We start from the raw sequence: 21,644 nt of genomic DNA on the forward strand, positions 1-21,644 counted from the left end.
CGGCCATAATTTCCACGCCCTGCATTTCACCGGACCGGGCACCGACCTGACGGTCGGGCTGGCGGATGGCCATGAATGGATGGGCGGCGCCTCGACCGCCAAGAACGGCATCACCTGCAATCCCAACATCCCGACCGAGGAGGTCTTCACCACGCCGCATGCCAGGCGCGTCGAGGGCCATGTCTCCTCGACCAAGCCACTGTCATACCAAGGCACGCTGATCGACGAGATTTCGGTGCGTTTCCAAGAAGGCAGGATCGTCGAGGCCAAGGCTTCGAAGGGCGAGGATGTGCTTAAGAAGGTGCTCGACACGGACGAAGGCGCGCGGCGTCTCGGCGAAGTGGCGCTGGTACCGCATTCCTCGCCGATCTCGGCTAGCGGCCTGTTGTTCTTCAACACGCTGTTCGACGAAAACGCCGCCTGCCACATCGCGCTCGGCCAGTGCTATTCCAAATGCTTCGTCGACGGCGCCTCGCTCAGCCAGGACGAGATCGCCGCGCGCGGCGGCAACAAGAGTTTCATCCACATCGACTGGATGATCGGCTCGGACAAGATCGACATCGACGGCGTCCACAAGGACGGCCGCCGTGTGCCGGTGATGCGCAAGGGCGAATGGGCCTGAGGGGTTCGGCGTAGGGAGATCGAATGGCTTTCGACCTCATGGTCAAGCGGATCTACGAGCCGCCCGCTGCCGATGACGGGCAGCGAGTGCTGGTCGATCGCATCTGGCCGCGCGGCGTCAGCAAGGAGCATGCCGCGCTGGCACTGTGGCTGAAGGAGATCGCGCCGAGCGACGAGCTCCGCAAATGGTTCGGTCATGAGCCCGCACGCTGGGTGGAATTCCAGAAACGCTATCGCGTCGAGTTGGATCGGAATGAAGAAGCGGTGACGCGACTGCGCGACCTGCTGCGCCACGGCAGGGCGACGCTGCTTTACGGCGCGCATGATGAGGCGCACAACAATGCCGTGGCGCTGGCGGGGTATCTGCGCGCGGGTTGAGGCGCTCGGAGCTTCGCAAACAGGCGGGACAGCGCTCCCCTCTGTCCGGCCGGACATCTCCCCCACGAGGAGGGATCGGACGTCGCGACGCTTCCGCCTACTTCCCGACGGCCTGCTCATAAACTTCCGGCTTGAAGCCAACCAGAACCCGATCGCCGATTTCCAGCACCGGTCGCTTGACCATCGTCGGCTTGGCCAGCATCAGCGCCTTGGCCTTCTTTTCATTGAGGCCTTGCTTGTCCTGGTCCGTGAGTTCGCGGAATGTGGTGCTGCCCTTGTTGAGCAGCTTTTCCCAGCCGACCTTGCCGACCCAGCCGTCCAGCCGCTTCGCGTCCAGCCCCTCCACGCGGAAATCGTGGAAACGATAGGCCACGTCATGGCTCTCCAGCCAGACGCGTGCCTTCTTGACCGTGTCGCAAGTGGTGATGCCGTAGATCGTGATCGTCAAAACGCGACCCTCAAGTTAACAGTCGAATCTGTCCCACAGCCTAAAACCGCCCTTCCCGCTTTGCCAGCGCCGCAACCGGAATTTTGGGCTATCGATGGCATCTTCCGTGGCCTCGCCGACCCGACGCGGCGGCGCGTGGTCGAGCGGCTCAACAGGAGCCCGGCCTCGGTCAGCGAACAACCATGAGGAGATGGGTTTCTTCGACGGCTGGGGCACGGTGGCCGATCAGCTTGAGTTTGCATGGCGGCCAGGGGATCGCCCCGGCAGCCATGCTCATTTTTCCAACATGCAGCAAGAAAGCAAAGATCGGAAAGCCTGATTTCCGGCCTCAGTAATAGAAGCGCTCTTCCGCGATCTTGCCTTTCTTGACCGTGTACAGGCCAACCTCGTCCATCGTGACACGCTTGCCCGTGGCCTTGGGCGTGACGTCAAACGTGAAGCGCACCGCGAACTGGTCGCCGTTGACATAAGGACCTTCGACCGAGCCACCGTGGACTTCGTGGTTTTCCTGCCACCATTGGCTTTTCTGCCTCAGGGCCTCCTTGCCGTGGCTGACGGCCATCGGCCCCTCCATGGCTTCGTAGCTGGCGATATCGTCGGCATTGTATTTTTCAGCGGCGCCATTGTGATCGCCCTGCTTGAGGAGCTCGGTGAAATCCTTGGCAATGTCCGTGATGGTCATGTGTGTTCCTCCTGTTCCGACGCATTGCAATTAGGGAAGAGCCTGCCCGTCTGCCACCTGTGCCCGCATGACAGCTGACAAGACGTGTCAGGACGATTGATACAGCGCGGCTCTGTGACAATGAATTGCAGGAGCACGGGCAGCGGCGCGGTTGCAGGCGCAAGCCAATTCCGCAATGCTGGATGCATGGGCAATCCACCCCGACACCGAGCGACAAGGCCCCAGAAACAGACATCCGGCGCAATTGCTGGGGTGCCCGTGACGAATGCAGGCCGCTGTTCTTCTTCGCCGGCTTCTGGACCGATTGGCAGGGTGTTCGAAAGTCAAGGGCGGATCTGGCGACTTCGAGTTATTTGCCTTCATGACAGGCAGGCCTGACGCCCTCGCAGCGCCGATCCATGAGAAGGCCATGCCCGTTATCCTGACCACGTCGGAGGAGACCGAGGTTTGGCTGACAGCACCGTGGCCGACATCGCAGTGAACGGCGCCAGACGACCCGTAATAGTTGAGAAACCAGCCGCGCTGATCAAGTTCCGCAGCAGGCCCCGGCCCAAGTGTCTCTGTTCCTGGCTGAAGGGATAACCGCGTTCCTCACTCTTCGTCTCGCCATATCACACGGCGAACCATGCGGATTTCGACAAGGCGTCTGACGCGAATTTTCAAGCGCTCGGCAGCGCTCGGCAAAATTATGTCGGCATCAAGCTCGCGAAGCTTGCAGCGCTCGCACCGCATATGCCGTTCGACATCCCAAAAGGGAATGTCACCGACAAGCTTCGCGAGATCGCCAGGCAGGTAGTGCCGGGTGATGTTGCAGTGCCGGCATCGGACACGAATGAGTTGCCCAACTTCGTGCGCGAGGCATAGGGTTTGCACATTTCGGCGCGGTCGGGTGCTCAATTCGGGCATCAACCAACCTAGGAATATCTTCCTAATTTAGTCAATTCCTACTTAATTCCATGGTCGTTTGTTCACATGTCGATCAGACCTGCCCGGCCCACAGCGGCGACTTTGCCAGCTTCAATGGAGCTAGGTCGGCAGCATGGGGCAGTTGGCGCCGCGGCGCACGCTGACATGCGCCACATCGCCGACGCTGAATTGAAACCCCTCGGCCTTGCGCGGCGCATCGATCACCACCGGCAACCCCTGCCCCAGTTCAGCGTGCAGCCGCAAGGTACGGCCGTGGAAGACGATGCTGTTCACCCGCGCCGGCGCGGTTCCTTCGGTCGCCTCGGTGGCCGCCAGCAAATCCTCCGGGCGCACGCCGATGATGCGCATCTCGCCTTCGCCCGGTGCATGGCCGGTTTCGGAGGCAGCCTCCAGCGGCAGAGCGCCGGCAGTGAAGCGCAACCGATCGCCATCGCGGCCGACAAAGCGCGACTCCAGCAGGTTCATGGTGCCGATGAAACTCGCCACGAACGTCGTCGCAGGCCGGTCATAGAGCGTCGCCGGCGGCGCGATCTGCTCAATGCGGCCCTTGTTCATGACGACGATGCGATCGGAGATCGACAGAGCCTCGGTCTGGTCATGAGTGACCATGACGAAGGTCGTGCCGAGCCGCGACTGTAGCCGCTTCAGCTCGACCTGCATCTGTTCGCGCAGATGCGCATCCAGCGCCGACAGCGGCTCGTCGAGCAAGAGCACGCGCGGCTCGCAGACGATGGCGCGAGCAAGTGCCACGCGCTGGCGCTGGCCGCCCGACAATTCGGAGACACGGGCGCGAAGCTTGTCGGCGAGACCAACCATGTCCAACGCTTCGCCGACCCGCTTCGCCTGCTCGATTCCCGACAGCTTGCGCAATGACAGGCCGAAGCCGACATTCTCCGTGACGTCCATATGCGGAAACAGCGCGTAGTCCTGGAACACAGTGTTGACAGGCCGGTCGAAAGGCCGAAGCGCCGTGATGTCGCGGCCGTCGAGCAAGACCCTGCCGCTCGACGGGCTTTCGAAGCCGGCGATGACGCGCAGGCTGGTGGTCTTGCCACAGCCGGACGGTCCGAGCAGCGTGATGAACTCGCCGCTGACAATGTCGAGATCGACGGCATCAAGCCCAACGATGCCGCCCGGGAAGACCTTGGAGACCGCCTGCAACCGGACGAGTGGATCAGGTGCCATCGCGAACCTCGGAACGCTTCGTGGTGTTGACCCACAGGATCTGGCATTGCTCGGTGCCGGGATTGCGGAAGGCATGCAACAGCGTGCTCTTGAAGGCAAAGCTGTCGCCGATCTTCAGCCCGTATCTTGTCGAGTCCACCACCAGTTCGACCTCGCCCGAAAGCACATAGCCGAATTCATGACCGGCATGGGCATAGGCTTCTGCCGTGCCGCCGCCGGCCTCCACCGTCACCAGCATGCCGGTCAGCGTCGCACCCGGCGGCGACAGCAGTGCCTTGGCAATGCCTTCCGATTTGACGGGAATGGAGCGCCGCTTGTCGGCGCGCACGCAATAGAGATCGTTGACGGCCTCGTCGCCATCGGCGATCAGCGCCGAAGGCTCGATGTCGAGGGCGGCGGCGAGCGGCCAGATCACCTTGACGCGCAGCGAGGACATTCCGCGCTCGATCTGGCTCAGGGCGCCGATCGACACACCTGCCCTGGCTGCCAGTTCGGCCAGCGACAGCCGCCGCTCCAGCCTTAGCGCCCGCACGCGCCGGCCGACGCGAACATCGGCATCGTCCTTGGGTTTTTCGGCCGGTTCGTCCAGCATGTCCATTCGTGGGTCCTCGTTGTCGTTGCCTTCCCCCTTGTCGGAGAAGGGGGATCGGCGCGCAGCGCCGCGACGGATGAGGGGGTGACTGATCCCCGTCGATGCCAAGCTGTGCACCTCTCATCCGTCACCTTCGGCGACATGTTCCCCCCGGGGGAGAAGGGAGGGCCGCAGCTACCCCCCAGCCTTCACTTTCTCGAACATCTTGGCCACATCGTCGTTCTGCTTCATCGGCCCGGTGAAGATGGTGGTCTTCAGCATCACCTCGGGATCGGACGGCAGCTGCAGTTTCTCCAGTTCCTCCTTCGAGACGCCCGCGAAGGCGGTGCTCAGCGAACTGCCATAGCCATAGGACTGGATGAGGAATTTGCCCGAATCGGCATCCAGCCGGCTGTTGATGAAATCATAGGCGAGATCGACATTCTTGGCGTCCTTCAGCATCACGAAGCCGCAGGCCCAGGTCAGCATGCCTTCCTTCGGTTTCATGAACTCGACCGGCACGCCCTGCTTCTTCAGCGAGGTGGCAGACGCATTCCAGGTCATGGCGGCGACAAGCTGGCCGCTGGCCAGCGCCTGCTCGACCGACGTCATGTCCGTGGTGTAGCTCGACAGCAGCGGGCGTTGTTCGCGCAGCTTTGCCGCGACCTTGTCCATCTCGGCGGGCGCCATGTCGAACGGATTGACGCCGGCCAGAAGCGCGGCGACGATCGGCGTGTCATGCACGGCGTCGATCGTCGCCATGCGTCCGGCATATTGCTTGTCCCACAGCAGGTTCCAGCTCGCTTCCGGGTTCTTCACCAGATCCGTGCGGTAAAGGATCGAGGTGTTGCCCCAGTCCCACGGCACCATCCACACCTTGCCGTCGCCGGCCTGCAGATCGGGCAGGTTCTTGAACACGGGGAAAATCGAATCCCAGTTCTTGATGCGCTTGGTGTCGATCGGCTGCAGCAGGCCTTCCTTGTTCCAGCGCGCCACCTTGTCATAGCAGGGATGCGCAATGTCAGGCCGGAAACCGGCCTTGACCTTGGTGAAGGCATCGTCGTCGTCGCCGAAGATCGAGGCCTCGACGCCATCGGGGTGCGCGGCGAGGAAGCTCTTGTTGAAGTCGGGCAGTTCGTAACCCGACCAGGTGAAGTATTGCAGCTTCTCGGCGGCCAGCGCCACTGTCGACGACAAAGCGAGCGCCAGCGCGGCGAGGCCGGCGCGAGCCTTGTGTCCGGTTATCGATGCCAGGTGGAATGTCATTTTCGTTCTCCTCTCATTGTTGTGGTCAGGCTGGATTGCGGCGCGCGGCACCGAGTCCGCGATGGCGCAGGATCTCGGCGGTGCCGGCGATGATGAAGGATGCGGCCAGGATCACCGTCCCCAGCGCCATGACGGTCGGCAGCGAGCGGGGAAAGCGCAGCTGGCTCCAGATGTAAAGCGGCAGGGTCGGCTCTGTGCCGGCAAGGAAGAAGACGACGATGAACTCGTCGAAGGAGATCAGGAAGGCCAGCATGAAGGCCGACAGCACCGCGGGCAGGCTGAGCGGCAGCATGATGCGCCGGAACGTCGTCCAGTCGGAGGCGCCGAGGTCGAGCGCCGCCTCGCGTACCGTCCTGGGGATGGCGGCGAAACGGCTGCGCATGACGACGACGGTCGTCGGCAAAGCCACCAGTATGTGGCCGAGCACGATGGCGACGCGCGACGGCCCGAGGCCGATGAGGTTGATCAGGATCAGCAACGATATGCCGACGATGACGCCGGGGATGAGGATCGGCAGCCGGGCTATGGCGCTTATGGTGGCGGCAAGCGGCGAGCGGCCATAGAGGTCCATATAGGACACGGTGATGCCGCACAGTGTTGCACCGGAAGCGGCGATGGCGCCGATGACGAGGCTGTTCAGGAGCGCGCCGGACAGCGCCGGATTGCCGTAGAGCGTCGCATACCATTGCAACGTGAATCCCTGCAGCGGAAATGCCGCCTGGATGGAGTCGTTGAAGGAAAACAGCGGGATCAGCAGGACCGGCAGATAGAGGAACACCAGATAGGCAAGCACGTAGAGGCCGAGCCAGCGGCCATCCCGTTTCGTGCCGGCGCGGTCGGCTTTCATGCGCGGCTGCCAAATCTGCGGTCGGCGCCGCGCGCGACCAGCACCACGACGAGGATGACCAGCATGACGCAGACCGAAAGAGCCGCGCCGAACGGCCAATCATTAGCCTTGCCGAATTGCGACTGGATCAGCGTGCCGATCATGGTGCTTGCCGGGCCGCCGACCATGGCCGGCGTGACATAATCGCCGACCGTCGGCACGAAGACGACGAGCGCGGCCGCCAGCACGCCCGGCATCGAATTCGGCAGCACGACGCGGCGAAACGCGGTGAACGGTCGCGCGCCGAGGTCGGAAGCAGCCTCGAGTAGCGATTTCGGGATGGTGTCCAGCGCCACATAGATCGGCAGGATGGCGAAGGGCGCATAGGCGTGGGCGAGCGTGACGACCACAGCGGCCGGCGTGTTGAGAAAGGCCAGTGTCGGCTCCGACCAGATGCCGCTTTCGATCAGCGCCGAGTTCAGGACGCCGTTATAGGCGAGTACGATCTTCCAGGCAAAGACGCGCAGGAGATAGCTGGTCCAGAATGGCAGCGTCACCAGGAACAAGAGCAGGCCGCGCCGAGGCCCGGCATGGAAGGCAAGATAGTAGGCGACGGGATAGGCGGTGGCGACGGTTGCCAGCGTCACAAGGCCGGCGATGACCAACGAACGCAGCGTCACCGTCCAGTAGAGCGGATCGGTGGCCACGGTGACGAAGTTCTCGACGGTCAGCCCGACGCCGAGCAGCGAGCCGTCATTGCCGCGAAAAGCGAGGAACAGCACCAGGCCAAGCGCGAACAGGATCAGCAGGAAAGTGACCAGCGCCCCCGGCAACAGCATGGCGAGCCGGAAGCCCGATGAAGACCGGGCCTCTGGCGCTTGTGCTGCAACTAAGGCCGACATCGACCTGCCCCACCAATTTTTGAAATTGGCTAAGAGTTTTTCATATTCGTGAAACTGTCAAGCAGAATCCGGCCTTCCTGAACCGGTCGTGTCAACGCTCCAGCGACTGCCGGAACGACCGGGCTTTGCCCGGGTATGGTCGAAAAGCTGTAGCCGACCTGGCAAGCCTGCCGTTCTCGACGTGTCAGTCAGGTAATCTCATCCGAACCGTCTGGTCGGTGTGCGTCGGACGCATGCGCGCACCGCGAACAACCCGCCCTCCTGCGGGTTTGCCTGCAAATCTGTCTCGCTCATCGTAAACCGCGCCGAAGCGACGAAGAGGATATCGAAATTCTCGCCGCCGAAGCTACATGTGGCGGACGCCCATCAGGGCAGCGGCCTAACCACGCTGGAAAAAGGCGGATCGACAAGCGCGCATTTGCGGTTACGTTGGGATAGCTGTAGCGCCAAATCGGAAGTCGCGAAGCGGCGCCGCGGCATGGTGGCAAAGGCCGTTTCCGTTGATCGTCTGTCGCTTGGCACATGCTGCTTCAGGGCGTGTCGGCTTGAAGAGGCCATGCGCTCCTCATAACATCGAATCATCCTGCGTAATGACGAGAGTGCAATGACAAACATGACATTCCTGCCTGACGATGGCGTCTTTCTCGGCCGCGCTCGATCACCGGCTGTGCCCCATCCCCTGGTGGTCACGGTGCGTGACGGCACCGTCTTCGACATCACGTCGAGCGCGGCGCCGACGGTGCGGGACATCTGCGAGGTGGCCGATCCGGCAGGGCATGTGCGTTCGGCCAAGGGCAAGCCGATCGGCTCGCTCGACGACATCGCGGCCAATAGTTTTGCAGACGGGCGCGATCCGGCAAAACCCTATCTCCTCTCCCCGGTCGACCTTCAGGCGGTCAAGGCGTCGGGCGTAACCTTCGTCGTCAGCCTGCTGGAGCGGGTGATCGAGGAACAAGCGCGTGGCTCGGCGGAAAAGGCGGACGCCATCCGCGCCGACATTGCCGGGCTGATCGGCCACGATTTGTCGAAGCTCAAGCCCGGTTCGCCGGAGGCGATGGAGATCAAGGCCAAGCTGATCGCGCGCGGTGCCTGGTCGCAATATCTGGAAGTCGGCATCGGCCCCGATGCCGAGATATTCACCAAGTGCCAGCCGATGGCCTCGGTCGGCTTCGGCGCCGATGTCGGCCTGCACCCGGTGTCGACCTGGAACAATCCGGAGCCGGAGATCGCCATGATCGCCGCCTCAAGCGGCAGAATCGTCGGCGCCACCATCGGCAACGATGTCAACCTGCGCGACGTCGAAGGTCGCTCCGCGCTGCTGCTCGGCAAGGCCAAGGACAACAATGCTTCGGCTTCGCTTGGACCCTTTATCCGCCTGTTCGACGACACCTTTTCGATCGACGACGTGAAGCGTGCCGTGGTGCGCCTCAAGGTCGCGGGCGAGGATGGCTTTTCGCTGGAGGGCGCGAGCTCGATGGCCGAGATCAGCCGTTCGCCCGAAGAGCTCATTGCCGCCGCGATGGGGCCGCACCACCAGTACCCGGACGGGCTGGCGCTGTATCTGGGCACCATGTTCGTGCCGTCGAAGGACCGCGGCGAGAAGGGCAAGGGGTTTACCCACAAGGTCGGGGACATCGTCACCATCTCGTCGGAAAAATTCGGCGCGCTGGTCAACCGGGTGCGGCTGTCCCCCGACTGCCCGCACTGGACCTACGGCGCCAGCCATCTCATGCGCGATCTGGCAAAGGCCGATCTGATCTAGAATATATCCAAGACGCCATGACCTTGCTTGGCCTGGATGCCATCCGGGCCGCCTTCACCACCGGTGCTCCGCCAATGCTCGCCTTGTCGATCGACTGGCTGATCCGGCCGCGACCCCACTGGCACGCCGGACACAGCGGCTGGGCCTCGCCGCCGATGATCCGACCGCTCCTGAAAAATCACCCCGACTGATGCAATCTGATGGGACCGTTGATGGCGTCGCGTCAGGCGCCAACTACATCTGCAGATGGAGGCTTGCCATCCGTCGAAAAAGGGAATGCTCTGAGGCTTCCGAGCGGCGCTGGCAAAGACGCACTCCGGCCGATGCCGGAACAACAGACGGATCATCTTCAACCGGGAGGAAATCAAATGCTGACAAGACTGAGACTTGCGCTTTACGGCCTGCTGGTCGCGCTGACGCTCATTCCGGCAGCCGCGCAGGCCAAGACCTTCTACTGGATTTCGCATGGCGGCCCTGCCGACCCGGTCTGGACCTACTTCCTGGCCGGCGCCAAGCAGTGGGCCAAGGATACCGGCAATACCGTCAACACCTCGTTCCATAATGGCGACGTCGCCTCCCAGCAGGAAGCGGTTCGTGCCGCCCTCTCGGCCAAGGCCGACGGCATTGTCACCACCAGCCCCGATCCGGGCAGCCTCGTCGAGATCGTCAAGGAAGCTCGCGCGGCCAACATCCCGATCATCAACTTCAACACGCCCGATCCAAAAGCCAATTTCAATGCCTATGTCGGCGGCGACAACGTCACCTTCGGAAAGCATTGGGCGCAGTATTTGGTCGACAAGGGCCTGGTGAAGAAGGGCGACTTCGTCTGGATGCCGGTCGAGGTTCCCGGCGCTACTTATGGCGTCCAGGAAGAGGAAGGCATTAAGAGCGTCTTCGGACCGCTCGGCATCACCTATGAGGTGACCGAAGCGACGCTCGACCAGGCCGAAGTGATCAACCGCATGGTCGACTACCTCACCGCCCACAAGGGCAAGGTCAAAGCCATTATCGGCCTGGGCGACCTCGTCACCGGCTCGATCAAGCGGGTGTTCGACCAGGTCGGCGTCAAGCCGGGCGAAATCCCTGTCGTCGGCTGGGGCAACTCGCTCGACACCACCCAGGAGGTTCTGAACGGCTACGTCAATGCCGGCCAGTGGCAGGATCCGCAGGCGACCAGCTATGTCGCGCTGTCGCTCGCCAATATGGCGGCGTCAGGCATTCCTCCGGGCTTCAACGTCATCACCGGCGCGCTCTATGAGAAGGACACCGCCGGCATCTACGACAAGATCCTGTCCGGCAAATAACCCGCGATCCCCTGGCGCCGCGCCCATCCGGCACGCGGCGCCAGATATCCTCCCCGCGCCGCGACTATCCATCCAAGGCGGTGGAGATCGCGGCCCGTTCCAACCATGTCGCGGGTTCCCAGTGGAAAATCATTCGCTTGTCCAACGCCTGATTGCGCGGCCTGAATTCGGTCCCTTCGTGCTGCTCGTCGTCGAGATCGGCGTTTTCTGGGGCTTCAACCACGACTTCCTGTCGCCGCAGAACATCTCCAATACCCTGGCCTTCACGGTCGAGCTCGGCTTGATCGCACTTGCGATGACATTGCTGATGACATCAGGCGAATTCGACCTGTCGGTCGGATCCCTGTTCGGCTTCTCGCCGGTGTTGATGTGGACGCTGTTCAACGGCGGCGTCACCTCGCTGGAGATGGGCTTCGTCGTCGCGCTGGTGGTCGCCGCCTTGATCGGCCTGGTCAACGGCTGGTTCGTCACGCAACTCAAGATCCCGTCCTTCCTGGTGACGCTCGGCATGCTGCTCGTGGTGCGCGGCAGCGCACTTTTCATCACCGACGGTTTTCCGCAGCGCACCTGGAGCGCCGAGGGCAGTTGGCTGGCGGAAGCGCTGGTCGGCGACTTCTTCATCGGGCCGTTCCGCATCTATATGTCGCTGTTCTGGTTCATCGCCGCGGCGATCGCGCTCGGCTATGTGCTGACGCAAAGCCGGACCGGCAACTGGATCCAGGCGGCGGGCGGCAATCCCAATGCGGCGCGTGCCCGCGGCGTCAACGTCAACCGCGTCAAGATCGGCCTGTTCGTGCTGTCGTCGCTCATGGCCTCGCTGGCCGGCGTGATCTCCTCGCTGCGCACGTCGGCCGCCAATCCCAACAGCGGCACCGGCTACGAACTCGAAGTCATCGCCATGGTGGTGATCGGCGGCACGGCGCTGACCGGCGGACGCGGGACCATCATCGGCACCGTGCTCGGCATCCTGATCCTGCGCGTGATGCGCAACGGCATCGTGCTGATCGGCGTGCCCGGTCTTGCCTACAATATCTTCATCGGCGCGATCATCCTCGGCATGATGGCGCTACACTCATGGCTGGAACGCCGGCATCAGGCAGGGACTTGAACCATGGCCGAGCCATTGATCCGCATGCAGAACATCCGCAAGTCCTACGGCCGCGTGCAGGCGCTTGAGGACGCGAATTTCCATGTCAACGAGCGGGAGATCGTCGGCCTGCTCGGCGACAACGGCGCGGGCAAGTCGACGCTGATCAAGGTCTTGTCGGGTGCGGTACCGCTGACCAGCGGCGACATCTACATCCGCGGCAAGAAGGTGACCTTGCGCAGCACCAGCGATGCTATCGCGCACGGCATCGAAACGATCTACCAGGATTCCGCGCTGGTCACGCAACTGTCGATCGCCCGCAATCTGTTTCTCGGGCGCGAGCCGATCAAGCCGCCGCGTTTCCTCAACCGCATGGACCAGGAGGCGATGAACAACGTCGCCCGCGACCTGCTCAAACAGGTCGGCATTTCGAAGAACATCCCACCGACCACGCCGATCGGCTCGCTCTCCGGCGGCGAGCGCCAGGCGGTGGCGATCGCGCGCGCCATGCATTTCGACAGCGACCTCATCATCCTCGACGAGCCGACCAACAATCTCGGCGTCGCCGAAACACAAGGGGTGCTAAGCTTCGTGCGCAGCGCCCGCGATTCCGGGCATTCCTGCATCTTCATCGCGCACAACATCCATCACGTCTTCCAGGTGGTGGACCGCATCGTCGTCATGCGCCGGGGAAAGGTGGTCGCCGACGACATCGACCCGAAGACGACAACCGTGACGGAAGTCGAACGGATCATCACCGGCATGTCGGACAAGGAAATTCGCGACGCCGTCGCCGACGGCAAGCCGTCGCACTGAGGACGAGCGGATCCGTCTTGCCGAAGCAGCTCAATGCGCATTGCGGTGATGAGTGTCGATCACCCTTCCGTCGGATCGCATCGGCTGCGAAATCACTTATCTGGCGCGTCATTGCATCGGCGCATAGGGTTGCGGCATGAAGGCCACCGTCTCCGACATCGCCAGGAATTGCGGGCTCTCGACCGCGACGGTCGACAGGGTGCTCAACAACAGGCCGGGCGCCAGCGCCGCCAACCGACAGCGCGTCATGGAAGCCGCCAAGCAGCTCGGCTATCTGCCGGTCGCCGATCAGGTGACGCTTCCCTCCAGACCGGCAAACCTGGAATTCTTCCTGCCGATCGGCAGGAACGCCTTCATGCAGGACCTGGCAAGACACATCGAGGACTATGCATCGCGCCTGCCTCTGGTCGCCTCCTGCCGGATCCACAACCTCGCAGGCATCTCGCCGAACGCGCTGCAGAGCGCCGTGGAAAACGTGTCGCTGAGGGCCAATGGCGTCGGTGTCATCGCCATCGACCATCCGCGAACCCGCAACATCCTGCGCGACATTGTCGAAGCCGGCATCCGCCTGGTGACGCTGGTGTCCGATATTCCGGCAGCTCCCCGCTCAGCCTATGTCGGCATCGATAACCGAGTGGCGGGGCGTACGGCGGCACTTCTGATGGGGCGCTTCCTCGGCGGCCGCAAAGGCCATCTGGCGATGGTCGTCGGTTCGCGCTCCTATCGCGGCCATGAGGAGCGTGAAATGGGCTTTCGCTCCGTGCTCGGCGAGGAGTTTCCCAACCTCACAGTGACCAGCGCCGTCGAGATCAATGACGAACCGGATGCCAGCTACGCCGAAACCATGACGGCACTGCGCAACGAACCGGAGCTGCTCGGCATCTACTGCGTCGGAGCCGGACGCTCCGGGGTTGCGAAAGCCATCCGGGAAGCCAGGCCCAACCGCAAGCCGGTGTTCATCTGCCACGACCTTACAAAGGAGACGCGCGGCTACCTCGTCGACGACCTCGCCGACGTCGTCATCGACCAGAACGCCAGGCTGATCGCCGAACAGTCGGTCATCCGCCTGCTCGGCTCCATCGCCTCATCGGCGCCCTATCTCACCCGGAAATTCATCGAGCCGCGCCTGATTTTCAGGGAAAACGTGCCGGCACAGTGAGGCCAGGCGCCCCGGAAAAGCCGGCTTTCCGGATTTGTCTGATAATTGACACGGCAAATCTGCACAGCTGCTATGCACAATTCAATGTTGCCGAATCATTGGGCAGCTCGTAGGTTCTGGTTGTCGGCCATCTACTCCTCCCAGATGCGATGCCGACGCTGAATGGGGTGCACCTCCTCCCGCGCCACATTCGAAAATCGAGCCCGCTGCCACCTCCTCCCGGCAGCGGGCTTTTTTCATTCAGCATCGGAAATTCCTGTGCCGCCCGCGCCGAAGGGCACCAGGCATCGCCTCGGTCATACGACCGGCAAATCGCCAGCAGCCGCGGCGGATTTCAACCGGCCGCCGCGCCCCGGAAGGAAACGATCAACCCTTCGGCCATGCGCACGAACTGCGTGCTAGGGCCTTCGGCGCCCACGGTCTGCACGCTCACACGGGCGCCCTCGAATAGCAGCGACAGCGTATCAGCAAGCAGTTCGGCCTGACCGATGCCCGCACCCCGGCATAGCGCCACAAGGCGTTCGCGCTGGGCTTCCTTGAGCTCCTTGATCACCAATCTCGCCGGATGGTCCGGCTCGGTCAGCTCGGCGGCGGCATTGGCCATATCGCAGCCGCGGCCGTCGGCATTGAGCATGGCAGCCGCCCTGCGAACCCAGGCATGCAGCTGCGCGAGCTTGTCGCCGGGGAACTCGGCCTCGAAAGCATCCCACATGGCGCCGGCCTTGGCCGCATTGGCGCGCAGGCACTCGACGATCAGTTCATCCTTGGACTCAAAGTGACGATAGAGCGTCATCTTGTTCGTGCCGGCAGCTTCGGTGATGGCGTCAACGCCGACGCCCTTGATGCCATGCTTGTGGAACATGTCGCGTGCCGTCTCCAGGATACGATCCCTGGGACGAGAGCGCTCCACGACGCCGTCTGTCATCATGATCTCCTTTCGTTTCCAAAAAACCCTCGGCCACCTCTTGACTAGGGTGTTACCGGTCTGTAACTTCCAGAATGTTACTTACTGGTAACACCTATGTCGCCCGTCGTCAATAACAAGGCCGTGAACTGGTCCTGCCAGATGAGACGGACGAGAAACTGCCAATCATGCGGCTCCGGCCGGTGAGGAAATGAAAAACGGTTCGCGAGCATGGCTGCGAATCGACAGACAAGGAGCCGGCCAATGCCACAGCGCCGCGATCTTACCATAGATGAGGCCGTCCGGGATCCGATGATCCGGCTGGTCATGAAGGCAGATGGGGTCGACCCCATGGCCCTCGAGAAGATGCTTCGCTCGCTTGCCGATGGGCAGCGTCGTGAGGTGCCGTTGCTGCGTTCACGGGAAACCTCCCGTGGCGGGCACGGCCAGTTATCCAGAGTTGCGAGCGCCTTCGGGCGGGCAAGAGCAGCCGGCGAGGCATGTGTGTCGTGGTAAATTTCTTCATTCACCGTCCGATCTTCGCCTCGGCGATCGCCATCATCATGGTGCTCGCCGGGACGATTTGTTATTTCCTGCTGCCGGTCTCGCAGTTTCCAGACATCACGCCGCCGCAGGTCGTGGTCAGCGCGCACTATCCGGGCGCCAGCGCGCAAGTCGTGGCCGACACGGTGACGACGCCGCTGGAGCAGCAGATCAACGGCGTGCAGGGCATGACCTACATGTCGTCGACGAGCTCCAATGACGGCTCCTCGACCATCACCATCACCTTCGATGTCGGCTACTCCCTGAGCACCGCCGCCGTCGACGTCCAGAACCGCGTCTCGCAGGCGGCCTCCTCGCTGCCGGCGATCGTCAACCAGGGCGGCGTGACGATCAAGAAGCAGAACCCGAATTTCGTGCTCATCGTCAACCTCACCTCGCCCGACAAGTCGGTCGATCCGGTGGCGCTGTCGAACCTCGCCTATCTGCAGGTCGTCGATCCGCTGAAGCGGCTGCAAGGTGTCGGCGATGTGCAGATCTTCGGCGAGCGGCGCTATTCGATGCGTGTCTGGCTCGATCCGGACAAGCTTGCCAATCTTGGCATTACCGCCGTCGACGTGCAGAACGCCATCGCCGAGCAGAATGTCCAGGTGGCGGCCGGCAAGATCGGCCAGTCTCCGGCGCCTGCCGGCACCGCCTTCGAGATGCAGGTCAACGCTGTCGGCCGCCTGAGCGACCCGAAGGAATTCGGCGATATCGTCGTGCGCGCCAACACCGACACCGGCTCGATGGTGCGGCTGCGCGACGTCGCGCGCATCGAGCTCGGCGCGCTGCAATATTCGTCCTCGGCCTTCTTCGGCAAGGACCCGACGGTGGTGCTAGCCGTCTACCAGATGCCCGGTTCCAACGCGCTCGACCTTCAGCAGCGCGTCAAGGACAAGATGCAGGAACTGTCGGCGCGTTTCCCGAAGGGCGTATCCTATGCCATGCACTACGACACGACGCGCTTCGTCTCGGCGTCGATGCATGATGTGCTGATCACGCTTGGCGAGGCGCTGGTGCTGGTCGTCGCCGTGGTGTTCATCTTCCTGCAGAGCTGGCGCACGACCATCATCCCGACCATCGCCATCCCGGTGTCGCTGGTGGCGACGCTCGTCGTCATGGAGATGCTTGGCTTCTCGCTCAACATGCTCTCCTTGCTCGGCATGGTGCTGGCGATCGGCCTTGTCGTCGACGACGCCATCGTGGTGGTCGAGAATGTCGAACGACAACTCGAGGCCGGGCTGAAACCATTGGCGGCGACCAAGGCCGCCATGGCCGAAGTCACCGGCCCGATCATCGCCACCACCGCCGTGCTGATGGCCGTGTTCGTGCCGGTCGCCTTCATTCCGGGCGTGTCGGGGCGGCTCTACAACCAGTTCGCGCTGACGGTGGCGATTTCGGTCGGCATCTCGGCCTTCAACTCGCTGACGCTGAGCCCTGCGCTCAGTGCCGCTTTCCTGCGCCATCGCCATGGGCCGCAGTTCTTCCTGTTTCGCTGGTTCAACACCGGCTTCGACAGGCTGTCGCATGCCTATGCTCATGGTGTGCGCTTCCTGATCCGCCTGCGCTGGATCATGCTCGGCCTGTTCGCCGCCGGGTTGGTCGCCACCTATTTCGTCTGGCAGAAACTGCCGTCGACCTTCCTTCCGGTCGAGGACCAGGGCTATTTCTTCGTCGTCATCCAGTTGCCCGATGGTGCCTCGCTCGAGCGCACCGACGCGGTGGCCCAGAAGGCGCGCGACATCCTGCAGGCGACGCCCGGTGTCGACATTGTCGGCTCGATCAGCGGCCTGAATTTCCTGACCAGTGCCGCGCAGTCGAACTCGGCGGTCGAATTCGCCATCCTGAAGCCATGGGAAGAGCGTGGCCCCGACCAGAGTGCATCGAAGCTCGTCGCCGACGTGCGCGGCAAGCTGATGCAGATTCCGGAAGCTTTCGCGCTTTCCTTCGATCCGCCTTCGATCCCGGGCATCGGCACCACGGGCGGCTTCGAATTCGTCGTCGAGGACCTCACCGGTCGAGGCAGCACGGCCCTCAATGACGCGACGCAAGCCGTGATCGCCGAGGCGCGCAAACAGCCGGAAATCAATCCGCAGCAGCTGTTCTCGCCGTTCTCGACCTCGACGCCGCAGTTCAACTACGACCTCGACCGCAGCAAGGCCAAGCTTCTCGGCCTCAACCTGCCCGATGTCTTCAACACGCTGCAGATCTATCTCGGCTCGCTCTACGTGAATGACTTCAACCTGTTCGGCCGCACTTTCCGGGTGACCATCCAGGCCGACAAGGATGCACGCGCGGGGGCCGCCGACATATCGAGGCTCTATGTGCGCAACGCCTCGGGCGGCATGGTGCCGCTCTCGACGCTGGGCAAGCTGGTGCCGTTCGTCGGGCCGGAAACCGTGCCGCACTACAACAACAACGCCTCGGCCTCGATCAATGGCGGCGCCGCGCCGGGCTTCTCCTCGGGCCAGGCTGTCGCTGCCATGGAACGGGCGGCGGCCACCGCGCTCCCCAGGGATTTCGGTTTCGAATGGACCGGCATCACCTTCCAGGAACTCAAGGCAGGATCGATCGCGTCCGTCGTCTTCGGCCTCGCCATCGTCTTCGTCTTCCTGATCCTGGCGGCGCAGTATGAGAGCTGGGCGATGCCGTTCATGGTGCTGCTGGCGGTGCCATTGGCCCTGTTCGGTGCCTTCGCGGCCCTGTCGGTGCGCGGCATGCAGATCGATGTCTACTCGCAGATCGGCTTCGTCATGCTGATCGGCCTGGCGGCGAAGAACGCGATCCTGATCGTCGAGTTCGCCAGGCGGCGACGCGAGGAGGGCCTCAGCATCGTCGAGGCGGCAATGGAAGCCGCCCGGCTCAGGCTGCGGCCGATCCTGATGACGGCCTTCGCCTTCATCCTCGGCGTGCTGCCGCTGATGTTCGCGAGGGGCGCTGGTGCCGCAAGCCGCCAGTCGATCGGCACCACGGTGTTTGGCGGCATGGTCGCCGCGACCATCCTGTCGCTGGTGTTCGTGCCGGTCTTCTACGCAGTCATCGAACAGCTGCGGGAGCGCCGCGAAAGCCGCGAACCCGCCTCCAAGCATACTGAACCAACCGCCGAACCGGCCTTCCCTCCCCTGGCGGAAGCGGCCGAATAAGATTGGAGAAATATTATGCGTAAATGGAAAATCGCTTTGGGAGCGGCCGTCGCGGTGGGCGCGATCTCCGTGGCCAGCGTCCACCTGCTCGATATGGGCAATCTCAGGCTGAGCACCGGCACGGCCGGTGCGGCAACGCCCGCTCCGGCGGCATTCGTCATGCCGGTGCCGGTGGCGAGCGTGGTCAAGAAGACGATCCCGATCTATCTCGACTATGCCGCCCGCATCGAGCCTATCCGCAGCATCACGCTGCAGGCGCGCGTGCCCGGCTATTTGCAGGAACAGACGGCGCAGGACGGCGCGGATGTGCGGCAAGGCGACCTTCTCTACAGGATCTCGCCCGACGACTTCCAGGCCGCGCTCGACCAGGCGAAAGCCCAGGTCCAGCGCGATACGGCGACGCTCGACTATGCGCGTTCCAATCTCGGCCGCGGTACCGAGCTCGCCAAGAGCGGTTATCTGGACAAGGACAGCTTCGACCAGCGCACCAGCACCTTGCGCGAAGCGCAGGCGTCGCTGGCGCTTAACCAGGCGGCCGTGCGCACGGCGGAGCTCAATCTGAGCTACGCCGAGATCCATGCGCCGTTCACCGGACGCCTGGGCAGCAACCAGGCTTCGGTCGGAACGCTGGTCAGCGTCGCCGGCACGGTGCTGAACACGCTGGTGCAGCTCGACCCGATCTATGTAACCTTCAATCCAAGCGAGACGGATCTGGCCGAGATCGAGCAGGCCCGCGCGGCCGGTCCGGTCGATGTCGAAGTCCTGCTGCCTGGTCAGACCGAGACCAGCCAGAAGGGCGAACTCACCTTCATCGACAACACGGTCGACCACTCGACCGGCACCATCACCGCGCGCGCCACCATCGGCAATGCGAAGTTCACGCTCACGCCTGGCCAGTACGTCCGCGTGCGGCTGCACATCAGGCAACAGCCGGACGCGCTGATGGTGCCGCAGACGGCGCTGGGCTCGAGCCAGCTCGGCAAATATCTCTACGTCGTCGGCAAGGGCAACACGGTCGACCAGCGGTTGGTCTCGCTCGGCCCGACCAGCGGTGACCTTGTAGCTATCTTGAGCGGCGTCTCCGAAGGCGACCAGGTCATAACGGGCAATCTGCAGAAGATCGGGCCCGGAATGCCGATCTCGCCACTGCCACAGAAACCGGCTACCTGACTCCCCCGCAGGCCCGGTTTCCGCGCGGCGCCCTCGACCTATCCACGGGTCGTGGGCGCCGTATTCACAAGCAGGCGGACAAGAGCGGCCACATCGGCGCGGTCCGCCTTGGCCGGCGGCATGAAGGCGCAATAGGGATGGCCGAGGCGTACCGAGACGGATGACAGCGCAATCAGCCGCCCTGCCTCCAGATCGGCCTGCGCCATCACACGCTGGCCGAGCGCGATGCCCAGACCCAGCCTCGCCGAGGCGATCGCCAGACTGGACAGGCCGACGCGCCGGCCATGCGACGGGTCGGGCGAGCGGCTGCCGCCACATGCCGCGAACCAGTCCGCCCAGCTTGGGTGCGAGGCATAGTTCGGCCCCCAATTGGTGTGGATGAACAGGCTCTCATGCAGGCCCACCAGACCTGTGTCACTGTTGCCGTGCCTTTGCCAGAACTCGGGTGCGCAGACCGGCAGCACATCGTCATGGACAAGGCGAACCATGCGCAGCGCGGGATAGTGATAATCGCCATAGGAGATGCGCAGGTCGACATTCTGGCGCACCAGGTCGATCGGATCGTCTTCCGCCCGCACATCGATCGCCATATGCGGGAAGGCCTCGAGAAGAGCGGCGAGCCTCGGCGCCAGCCAAAGCTCTGCCAGCGAGAACGGCACGCTGACGACAAGCCGTGTCCTTAAGCCGCCTTCCAGCATGCGCTGGCCGATGGCGGCGATATCGCCCAACGCCCGCGCGGTCTGCGGATAGATGGCGTGACCGGCATCCGTCAGCGTGATGCGGTTGCCGGTGCGCACGAACAGTTGCTTGCCGAACCAGGTTTCGAGATTGCGGATCTGCTGGCTGACCGCCGCCGAGGACACGCCAAGCTCGCTCGCGGCCAAAGTGAAGCTGCCGGAGCGGGCCGCGACCTCGAAGGCCTTGATCGCGTTCAGCGGCGGCAGTTTTTCCATGCCAGGCTCCATAAGTTTTTCTTGGGCAATCCTAATAATTTTCGCCGTTGAGAGAAAGAATTTTTCACGGTCTTCTGCGCTCACCCAATGGAGCACACGACATGAATGACATCCTCGATCTCGACCGTTATCCGCTCGACCGCGAAGGCAGCGCCGAATGGAGGCGCCTCGTCGAACGGTCTATCGAAGCCCTCCGGGCCGACGGCATGTTCAATCTCGAAGGTTTTCTGCGGCCCGGCGTCGCCGAACAGGCGGTGCGGGAAATCAAGCCGGTGATGGACACGCGGTCCCATGTCCACAAGCGCATGCACAACATCTATTTCAAGCCCAGCATTCCCGAACTCGCGCCTGACCATCCGGCCCTGCGCAAGGTCGAAACCATCAGTCACACCGTCTGTGCCGACCAGATTCCCGGCAGCACGGTGATCTCCATCTACGAATATCAACCGCTTGTGCGTTTCCTGGCGGCGACGATGGGCAAGGAAGAACTACATGTCATGCAGGATCCGCTGGCCCGCACCAATGTCATGGCCTATCGCGCCGGCGAGGCGCTGAACTGGCATTTCGACCGCTCGGAATTCACCACGACACTCCTGCTGCAGCAGTCGCTACGTGGCGGCGACCTCGAATACCGCACCGATCTCAGGTCGGATGACGACCCCAACTATGAGGGTGTCGCCAGGCTGCTCGAAGGCCGGGATCCCGACGCCAGGATCCTGCGCATGAAGCCGGGTACCCTCAATGTCTTCCGCGGCAAGAACACCGCGCACCGCGTCACCACGGTCGAAGGCGAGCGCGAACGCATGATCGCGGTGTTCTCCTATTACGAGAAACCGGGTGTGACGTTCAGCGCCGAGGAGCGGGTCGGCTTCTACGGCCGCGCCGCGTGAGCCCTCCAAGCCGCATCCGCCTCGGATTGCCGGACGACGATGAAAATCCGAAAATGCCATCTTGTTAGATTGTCGACAATCTGATTGTCTTGCCAACTGTACTCGCT

22 protein-coding genes and 1 pseudogene are annotated in these 21,644 nt (G+C 63.1%); 14 read left to right on the forward strand and 9 right to left on the reverse strand.

Going from position 1 to position 21,644, the window contains the following annotated elements; genetic code table 11:
- Positions 1 to 622, forward strand: a 622-nt coding sequence (locus C1D09_RS19800; RefSeq protein WP_143975903.1) for an aminopeptidase, incomplete at its 5' end; no start/stop codon positions are given.
- A 23-nt stretch (positions 623 to 645) separates the two neighbouring features.
- A complete protein-coding gene (locus tag C1D09_RS19805; RefSeq protein WP_143975904.1) occupies positions 646 to 999 on the forward strand; it encodes a DUF488 domain-containing protein in 354 nt (117 codons plus the stop codon).
- A 97-nt stretch (positions 1,000 to 1,096) separates the two neighbouring features.
- Here C1D09_RS19805 and C1D09_RS19810 read toward each other — a convergent pair whose 3' ends face one another.
- Entirely contained in the window at positions 1,097 to 1,447 is a 351-nt protein-coding gene (locus C1D09_RS19810) for an ArsC family reductase (protein WP_143975905.1), read from the reverse strand.
- A 190-nt stretch (positions 1,448 to 1,637) separates the two neighbouring features.
- On the opposite strand from C1D09_RS19810, the gene C1D09_RS34100 reads away from it, so the two are divergent.
- Positions 1,638 to 1,766 carry a hypothetical protein gene (locus tag C1D09_RS34100; RefSeq protein ID WP_281288602.1) on the forward strand — a complete coding sequence of 43 codons (129 nt, stop codon included), beginning with the start codon at positions 1,638 to 1,640 and terminating at the stop codon, positions 1,764 to 1,766.
- Positions 1,767 to 1,775: 9 nt separating this feature from the next.
- On the opposite strand, the gene C1D09_RS19820 is transcribed toward C1D09_RS34100, so the two are convergent.
- A complete protein-coding gene (locus C1D09_RS19820; protein WP_143975906.1) occupies positions 1,776 to 2,129 on the reverse strand; it encodes a SnoaL-like domain-containing protein in 354 nt (117 codons plus the stop codon).
- A gap of 191 nt (positions 2,130 to 2,320) precedes the next feature.
- Here C1D09_RS19820 and C1D09_RS33835 point away from each other — a divergent pair.
- Positions 2,321 to 2,695: pseudogene (locus tag C1D09_RS33835) on the forward strand (SOS response-associated peptidase family protein); the annotation flags it as partial.
- Positions 2,696 to 2,861: 166 nt separating this feature from the next.
- Positions 2,862 to 2,993 carry a hypothetical protein gene (locus tag C1D09_RS34105; protein WP_281288603.1) on the forward strand — a complete coding sequence of 44 codons (132 nt, stop codon included), beginning with the start codon at positions 2,862 to 2,864 and terminating at the stop codon, positions 2,991 to 2,993.
- Between the two features lie 162 nt (positions 2,994 to 3,155).
- Here C1D09_RS34105 and C1D09_RS19835 read toward each other — a convergent pair whose 3' ends face one another.
- The 5 genes from C1D09_RS19835 to C1D09_RS19860 form a co-directional block, all read right to left on the reverse strand.
- The gene (locus tag C1D09_RS19835; protein ID WP_143975907.1) at positions 3,156 to 4,241 is read right to left on the reverse strand and encodes an ABC transporter ATP-binding protein; all 1,086 of its coding nucleotides are present in this window, start codon (positions 4,239 to 4,241) and stop codon (positions 3,156 to 3,158) included.
- The gene (locus C1D09_RS19840; protein ID WP_143975908.1) at positions 4,231 to 4,839 is read right to left on the reverse strand and encodes a cupin domain-containing protein; all 609 of its coding nucleotides are present in this window, start codon (positions 4,837 to 4,839) and stop codon (positions 4,231 to 4,233) included. Before C1D09_RS19840 ends, C1D09_RS19835 begins: the two co-directional genes overlap by 11 nt.
- 168 nt (positions 4,840 to 5,007) lie before the next feature.
- Positions 5,008 to 6,078 carry an ABC transporter substrate-binding protein gene (locus tag C1D09_RS19850; RefSeq protein ID WP_143975910.1) on the reverse strand — a complete coding sequence of 357 codons (1,071 nt, stop codon included), beginning with the start codon at positions 6,076 to 6,078 and terminating at the stop codon, positions 5,008 to 5,010.
- 25 nt (positions 6,079 to 6,103) lie between these two features.
- Positions 6,104 to 6,925: an ABC transporter permease gene (locus C1D09_RS19855; protein WP_143975911.1), complete on the reverse strand. Its 822-nt coding sequence runs from the start codon at positions 6,923 to 6,925 to the stop codon at positions 6,104 to 6,106.
- A complete protein-coding gene (locus C1D09_RS19860) occupies positions 6,922 to 7,806 on the reverse strand; it encodes an ABC transporter permease (RefSeq protein ID WP_143975912.1) in 885 nt (294 codons plus the stop codon). The genes C1D09_RS19855 and C1D09_RS19860 overlap by 4 nt, the downstream gene beginning before the upstream one ends.
- Before the next feature lie 604 nt (positions 7,807 to 8,410).
- On the opposite strand from C1D09_RS19860, the gene C1D09_RS19875 reads away from it, so the two are divergent.
- The 6 genes from C1D09_RS19875 (at position 8,411) to C1D09_RS19895 (ending at position 13,934) form a co-directional block, all read left to right on the forward strand.
- On the forward strand, positions 8,411 to 9,568 hold the full coding sequence (locus C1D09_RS19875; RefSeq protein WP_143975913.1) for a fumarylacetoacetate hydrolase family protein: 1,158 nt from the start codon (positions 8,411 to 8,413) through the stop codon (positions 9,566 to 9,568).
- Between the two features lie 17 nt (positions 9,569 to 9,585).
- Positions 9,586 to 9,759, forward strand: coding sequence for a hypothetical protein (locus tag C1D09_RS33210; protein WP_167514685.1), 174 nt, complete (start codon positions 9,586 to 9,588; stop codon positions 9,757 to 9,759).
- Positions 9,760 to 9,936: 177 nt separating this feature from the next.
- Positions 9,937 to 10,872, forward strand: a complete 936-nt coding sequence (locus tag C1D09_RS19880) for a substrate-binding domain-containing protein (RefSeq protein WP_143975914.1) — start codon at positions 9,937 to 9,939, stop codon at positions 10,870 to 10,872.
- A 121-nt stretch (positions 10,873 to 10,993) separates the two neighbouring features.
- Positions 10,994 to 11,980, forward strand: a complete 987-nt coding sequence (locus C1D09_RS19885) for an ABC transporter permease (RefSeq protein ID WP_143975915.1) — start codon at positions 10,994 to 10,996, stop codon at positions 11,978 to 11,980.
- Positions 11,981 to 11,983: 3 nt separating this feature from the next.
- Positions 11,984 to 12,775, forward strand: a complete 792-nt coding sequence (locus tag C1D09_RS19890; RefSeq protein WP_143975916.1) for an ATP-binding cassette domain-containing protein — start codon at positions 11,984 to 11,986, stop codon at positions 12,773 to 12,775.
- Between the two features lie 136 nt (positions 12,776 to 12,911).
- Positions 12,912 to 13,934 (forward strand): LacI family DNA-binding transcriptional regulator, encoded by a 1,023-nt coding sequence (locus tag C1D09_RS19895; RefSeq protein WP_143975917.1) that lies wholly within the window; start codon positions 12,912 to 12,914, stop codon positions 13,932 to 13,934.
- 334 nt (positions 13,935 to 14,268) lie between these two features.
- Here C1D09_RS19895 and C1D09_RS19905 read toward each other — a convergent pair whose 3' ends face one another.
- Complete coding sequence (locus C1D09_RS19905) at positions 14,269 to 14,859, reverse strand: TetR/AcrR family transcriptional regulator (RefSeq protein WP_143975918.1); 591 nt, start codon at positions 14,857 to 14,859, stop codon at positions 14,269 to 14,271.
- A gap of 488 nt (positions 14,860 to 15,347) precedes the next feature.
- Between C1D09_RS19905 and C1D09_RS19915 the strand changes: the two genes are divergently transcribed.
- Complete coding sequence (locus C1D09_RS19915) at positions 15,348 to 18,524, forward strand: efflux RND transporter permease subunit (protein ID WP_143975923.1); 3,177 nt, start codon at positions 15,348 to 15,350, stop codon at positions 18,522 to 18,524.
- Between the two features lie 15 nt (positions 18,525 to 18,539).
- Positions 18,540 to 19,694, forward strand: coding sequence for an efflux RND transporter periplasmic adaptor subunit (locus tag C1D09_RS19920; RefSeq protein ID WP_143975920.1), 1,155 nt, complete (start codon positions 18,540 to 18,542; stop codon positions 19,692 to 19,694).
- Between the two features lie 38 nt (positions 19,695 to 19,732).
- Here C1D09_RS19920 and C1D09_RS19925 read toward each other — a convergent pair whose 3' ends face one another.
- Entirely contained in the window at positions 19,733 to 20,647 is a 915-nt protein-coding gene (locus C1D09_RS19925) for a LysR substrate-binding domain-containing protein (protein WP_143975921.1), read from the reverse strand.
- Between the two features lie 101 nt (positions 20,648 to 20,748).
- Between C1D09_RS19925 and C1D09_RS19930 the strand changes: the two genes are divergently transcribed.
- On the forward strand, positions 20,749 to 21,537 hold the full coding sequence (locus C1D09_RS19930) for a HalD/BesD family halogenase (protein WP_143975922.1): 789 nt from the start codon (positions 20,749 to 20,751) through the stop codon (positions 21,535 to 21,537).
- Positions 21,538 to 21,644 lie beyond the last annotated feature (107 nt).

It is taken from the genome of Mesorhizobium intechi (assembly GCF_002879535.1).
In the GTDB taxonomy this organism is placed as follows: domain Bacteria; phylum Pseudomonadota; class Alphaproteobacteria; order Rhizobiales; family Rhizobiaceae; genus Mesorhizobium; species Mesorhizobium intechi.

What these genes read in the sequence shown, in the direction of transcription:
- C1D09_RS19805 (WP_143975904.1), top strand. Translation starts at nt 646, where the DNA reads ATGGCTTTCGACCTCATGGTCAAGCGGATCTACGAGCCGCCCGCTGCC.
- C1D09_RS34100 (WP_281288602.1), top strand. Translation starts at nt 1,638, where the DNA reads ATGGGTTTCTTCGACGGCTGGGGCACGGTGGCCGATCAGCTTGAGTTT.
- C1D09_RS19820 (WP_143975906.1), bottom strand. Translation starts at nt 2,129, where the DNA reads ATGACCATCACGGACATTGCCAAGGATTTCACCGAGCTCCTCAAGCAG.
- C1D09_RS34105 (WP_281288603.1), top strand. Translation starts at nt 2,862, where the DNA reads ATGCCGTTCGACATCCCAAAAGGGAATGTCACCGACAAGCTTCGCGAG.
- C1D09_RS19835 (WP_143975907.1), bottom strand. Translation starts at nt 4,241, where the DNA reads ATGGCACCTGATCCACTCGTCCGGTTGCAGGCGGTCTCCAAGGTCTTC.
- C1D09_RS19840 (WP_143975908.1), bottom strand. Translation starts at nt 4,839, where the DNA reads ATGGACATGCTGGACGAACCGGCCGAAAAACCCAAGGACGATGCCGAT.
- C1D09_RS19850 (WP_143975910.1), bottom strand. Translation starts at nt 6,078, where the DNA reads ATGACATTCCACCTGGCATCGATAACCGGACACAAGGCTCGCGCCGGC.
- C1D09_RS19855 (WP_143975911.1), bottom strand. Translation starts at nt 6,925, where the DNA reads ATGAAAGCCGACCGCGCCGGCACGAAACGGGATGGCCGCTGGCTCGGC.
- C1D09_RS19860 (WP_143975912.1), bottom strand. Translation starts at nt 7,806, where the DNA reads ATGTCGGCCTTAGTTGCAGCACAAGCGCCAGAGGCCCGGTCTTCATCG.
- C1D09_RS19875 (WP_143975913.1), top strand. Translation starts at nt 8,411, where the DNA reads ATGACAAACATGACATTCCTGCCTGACGATGGCGTCTTTCTCGGCCGC.
- C1D09_RS33210 (WP_167514685.1), top strand. Translation starts at nt 9,586, where the DNA reads ATGACCTTGCTTGGCCTGGATGCCATCCGGGCCGCCTTCACCACCGGT.
- C1D09_RS19880 (WP_143975914.1), top strand. Translation starts at nt 9,937, where the DNA reads ATGCTGACAAGACTGAGACTTGCGCTTTACGGCCTGCTGGTCGCGCTG.
- C1D09_RS19890 (WP_143975916.1), top strand. Translation starts at nt 11,984, where the DNA reads ATGGCCGAGCCATTGATCCGCATGCAGAACATCCGCAAGTCCTACGGC.
- C1D09_RS19895 (WP_143975917.1), top strand. Translation starts at nt 12,912, where the DNA reads ATGAAGGCCACCGTCTCCGACATCGCCAGGAATTGCGGGCTCTCGACC.
- C1D09_RS19905 (WP_143975918.1), bottom strand. Translation starts at nt 14,859, where the DNA reads ATGACAGACGGCGTCGTGGAGCGCTCTCGTCCCAGGGATCGTATCCTG.
- C1D09_RS19920 (WP_143975920.1), top strand. Translation starts at nt 18,540, where the DNA reads ATGCGTAAATGGAAAATCGCTTTGGGAGCGGCCGTCGCGGTGGGCGCG.
- C1D09_RS19925 (WP_143975921.1), bottom strand. Translation starts at nt 20,647, where the DNA reads ATGGAAAAACTGCCGCCGCTGAACGCGATCAAGGCCTTCGAGGTCGCG.
- C1D09_RS19930 (WP_143975922.1), top strand. Translation starts at nt 20,749, where the DNA reads ATGAATGACATCCTCGATCTCGACCGTTATCCGCTCGACCGCGAAGGC.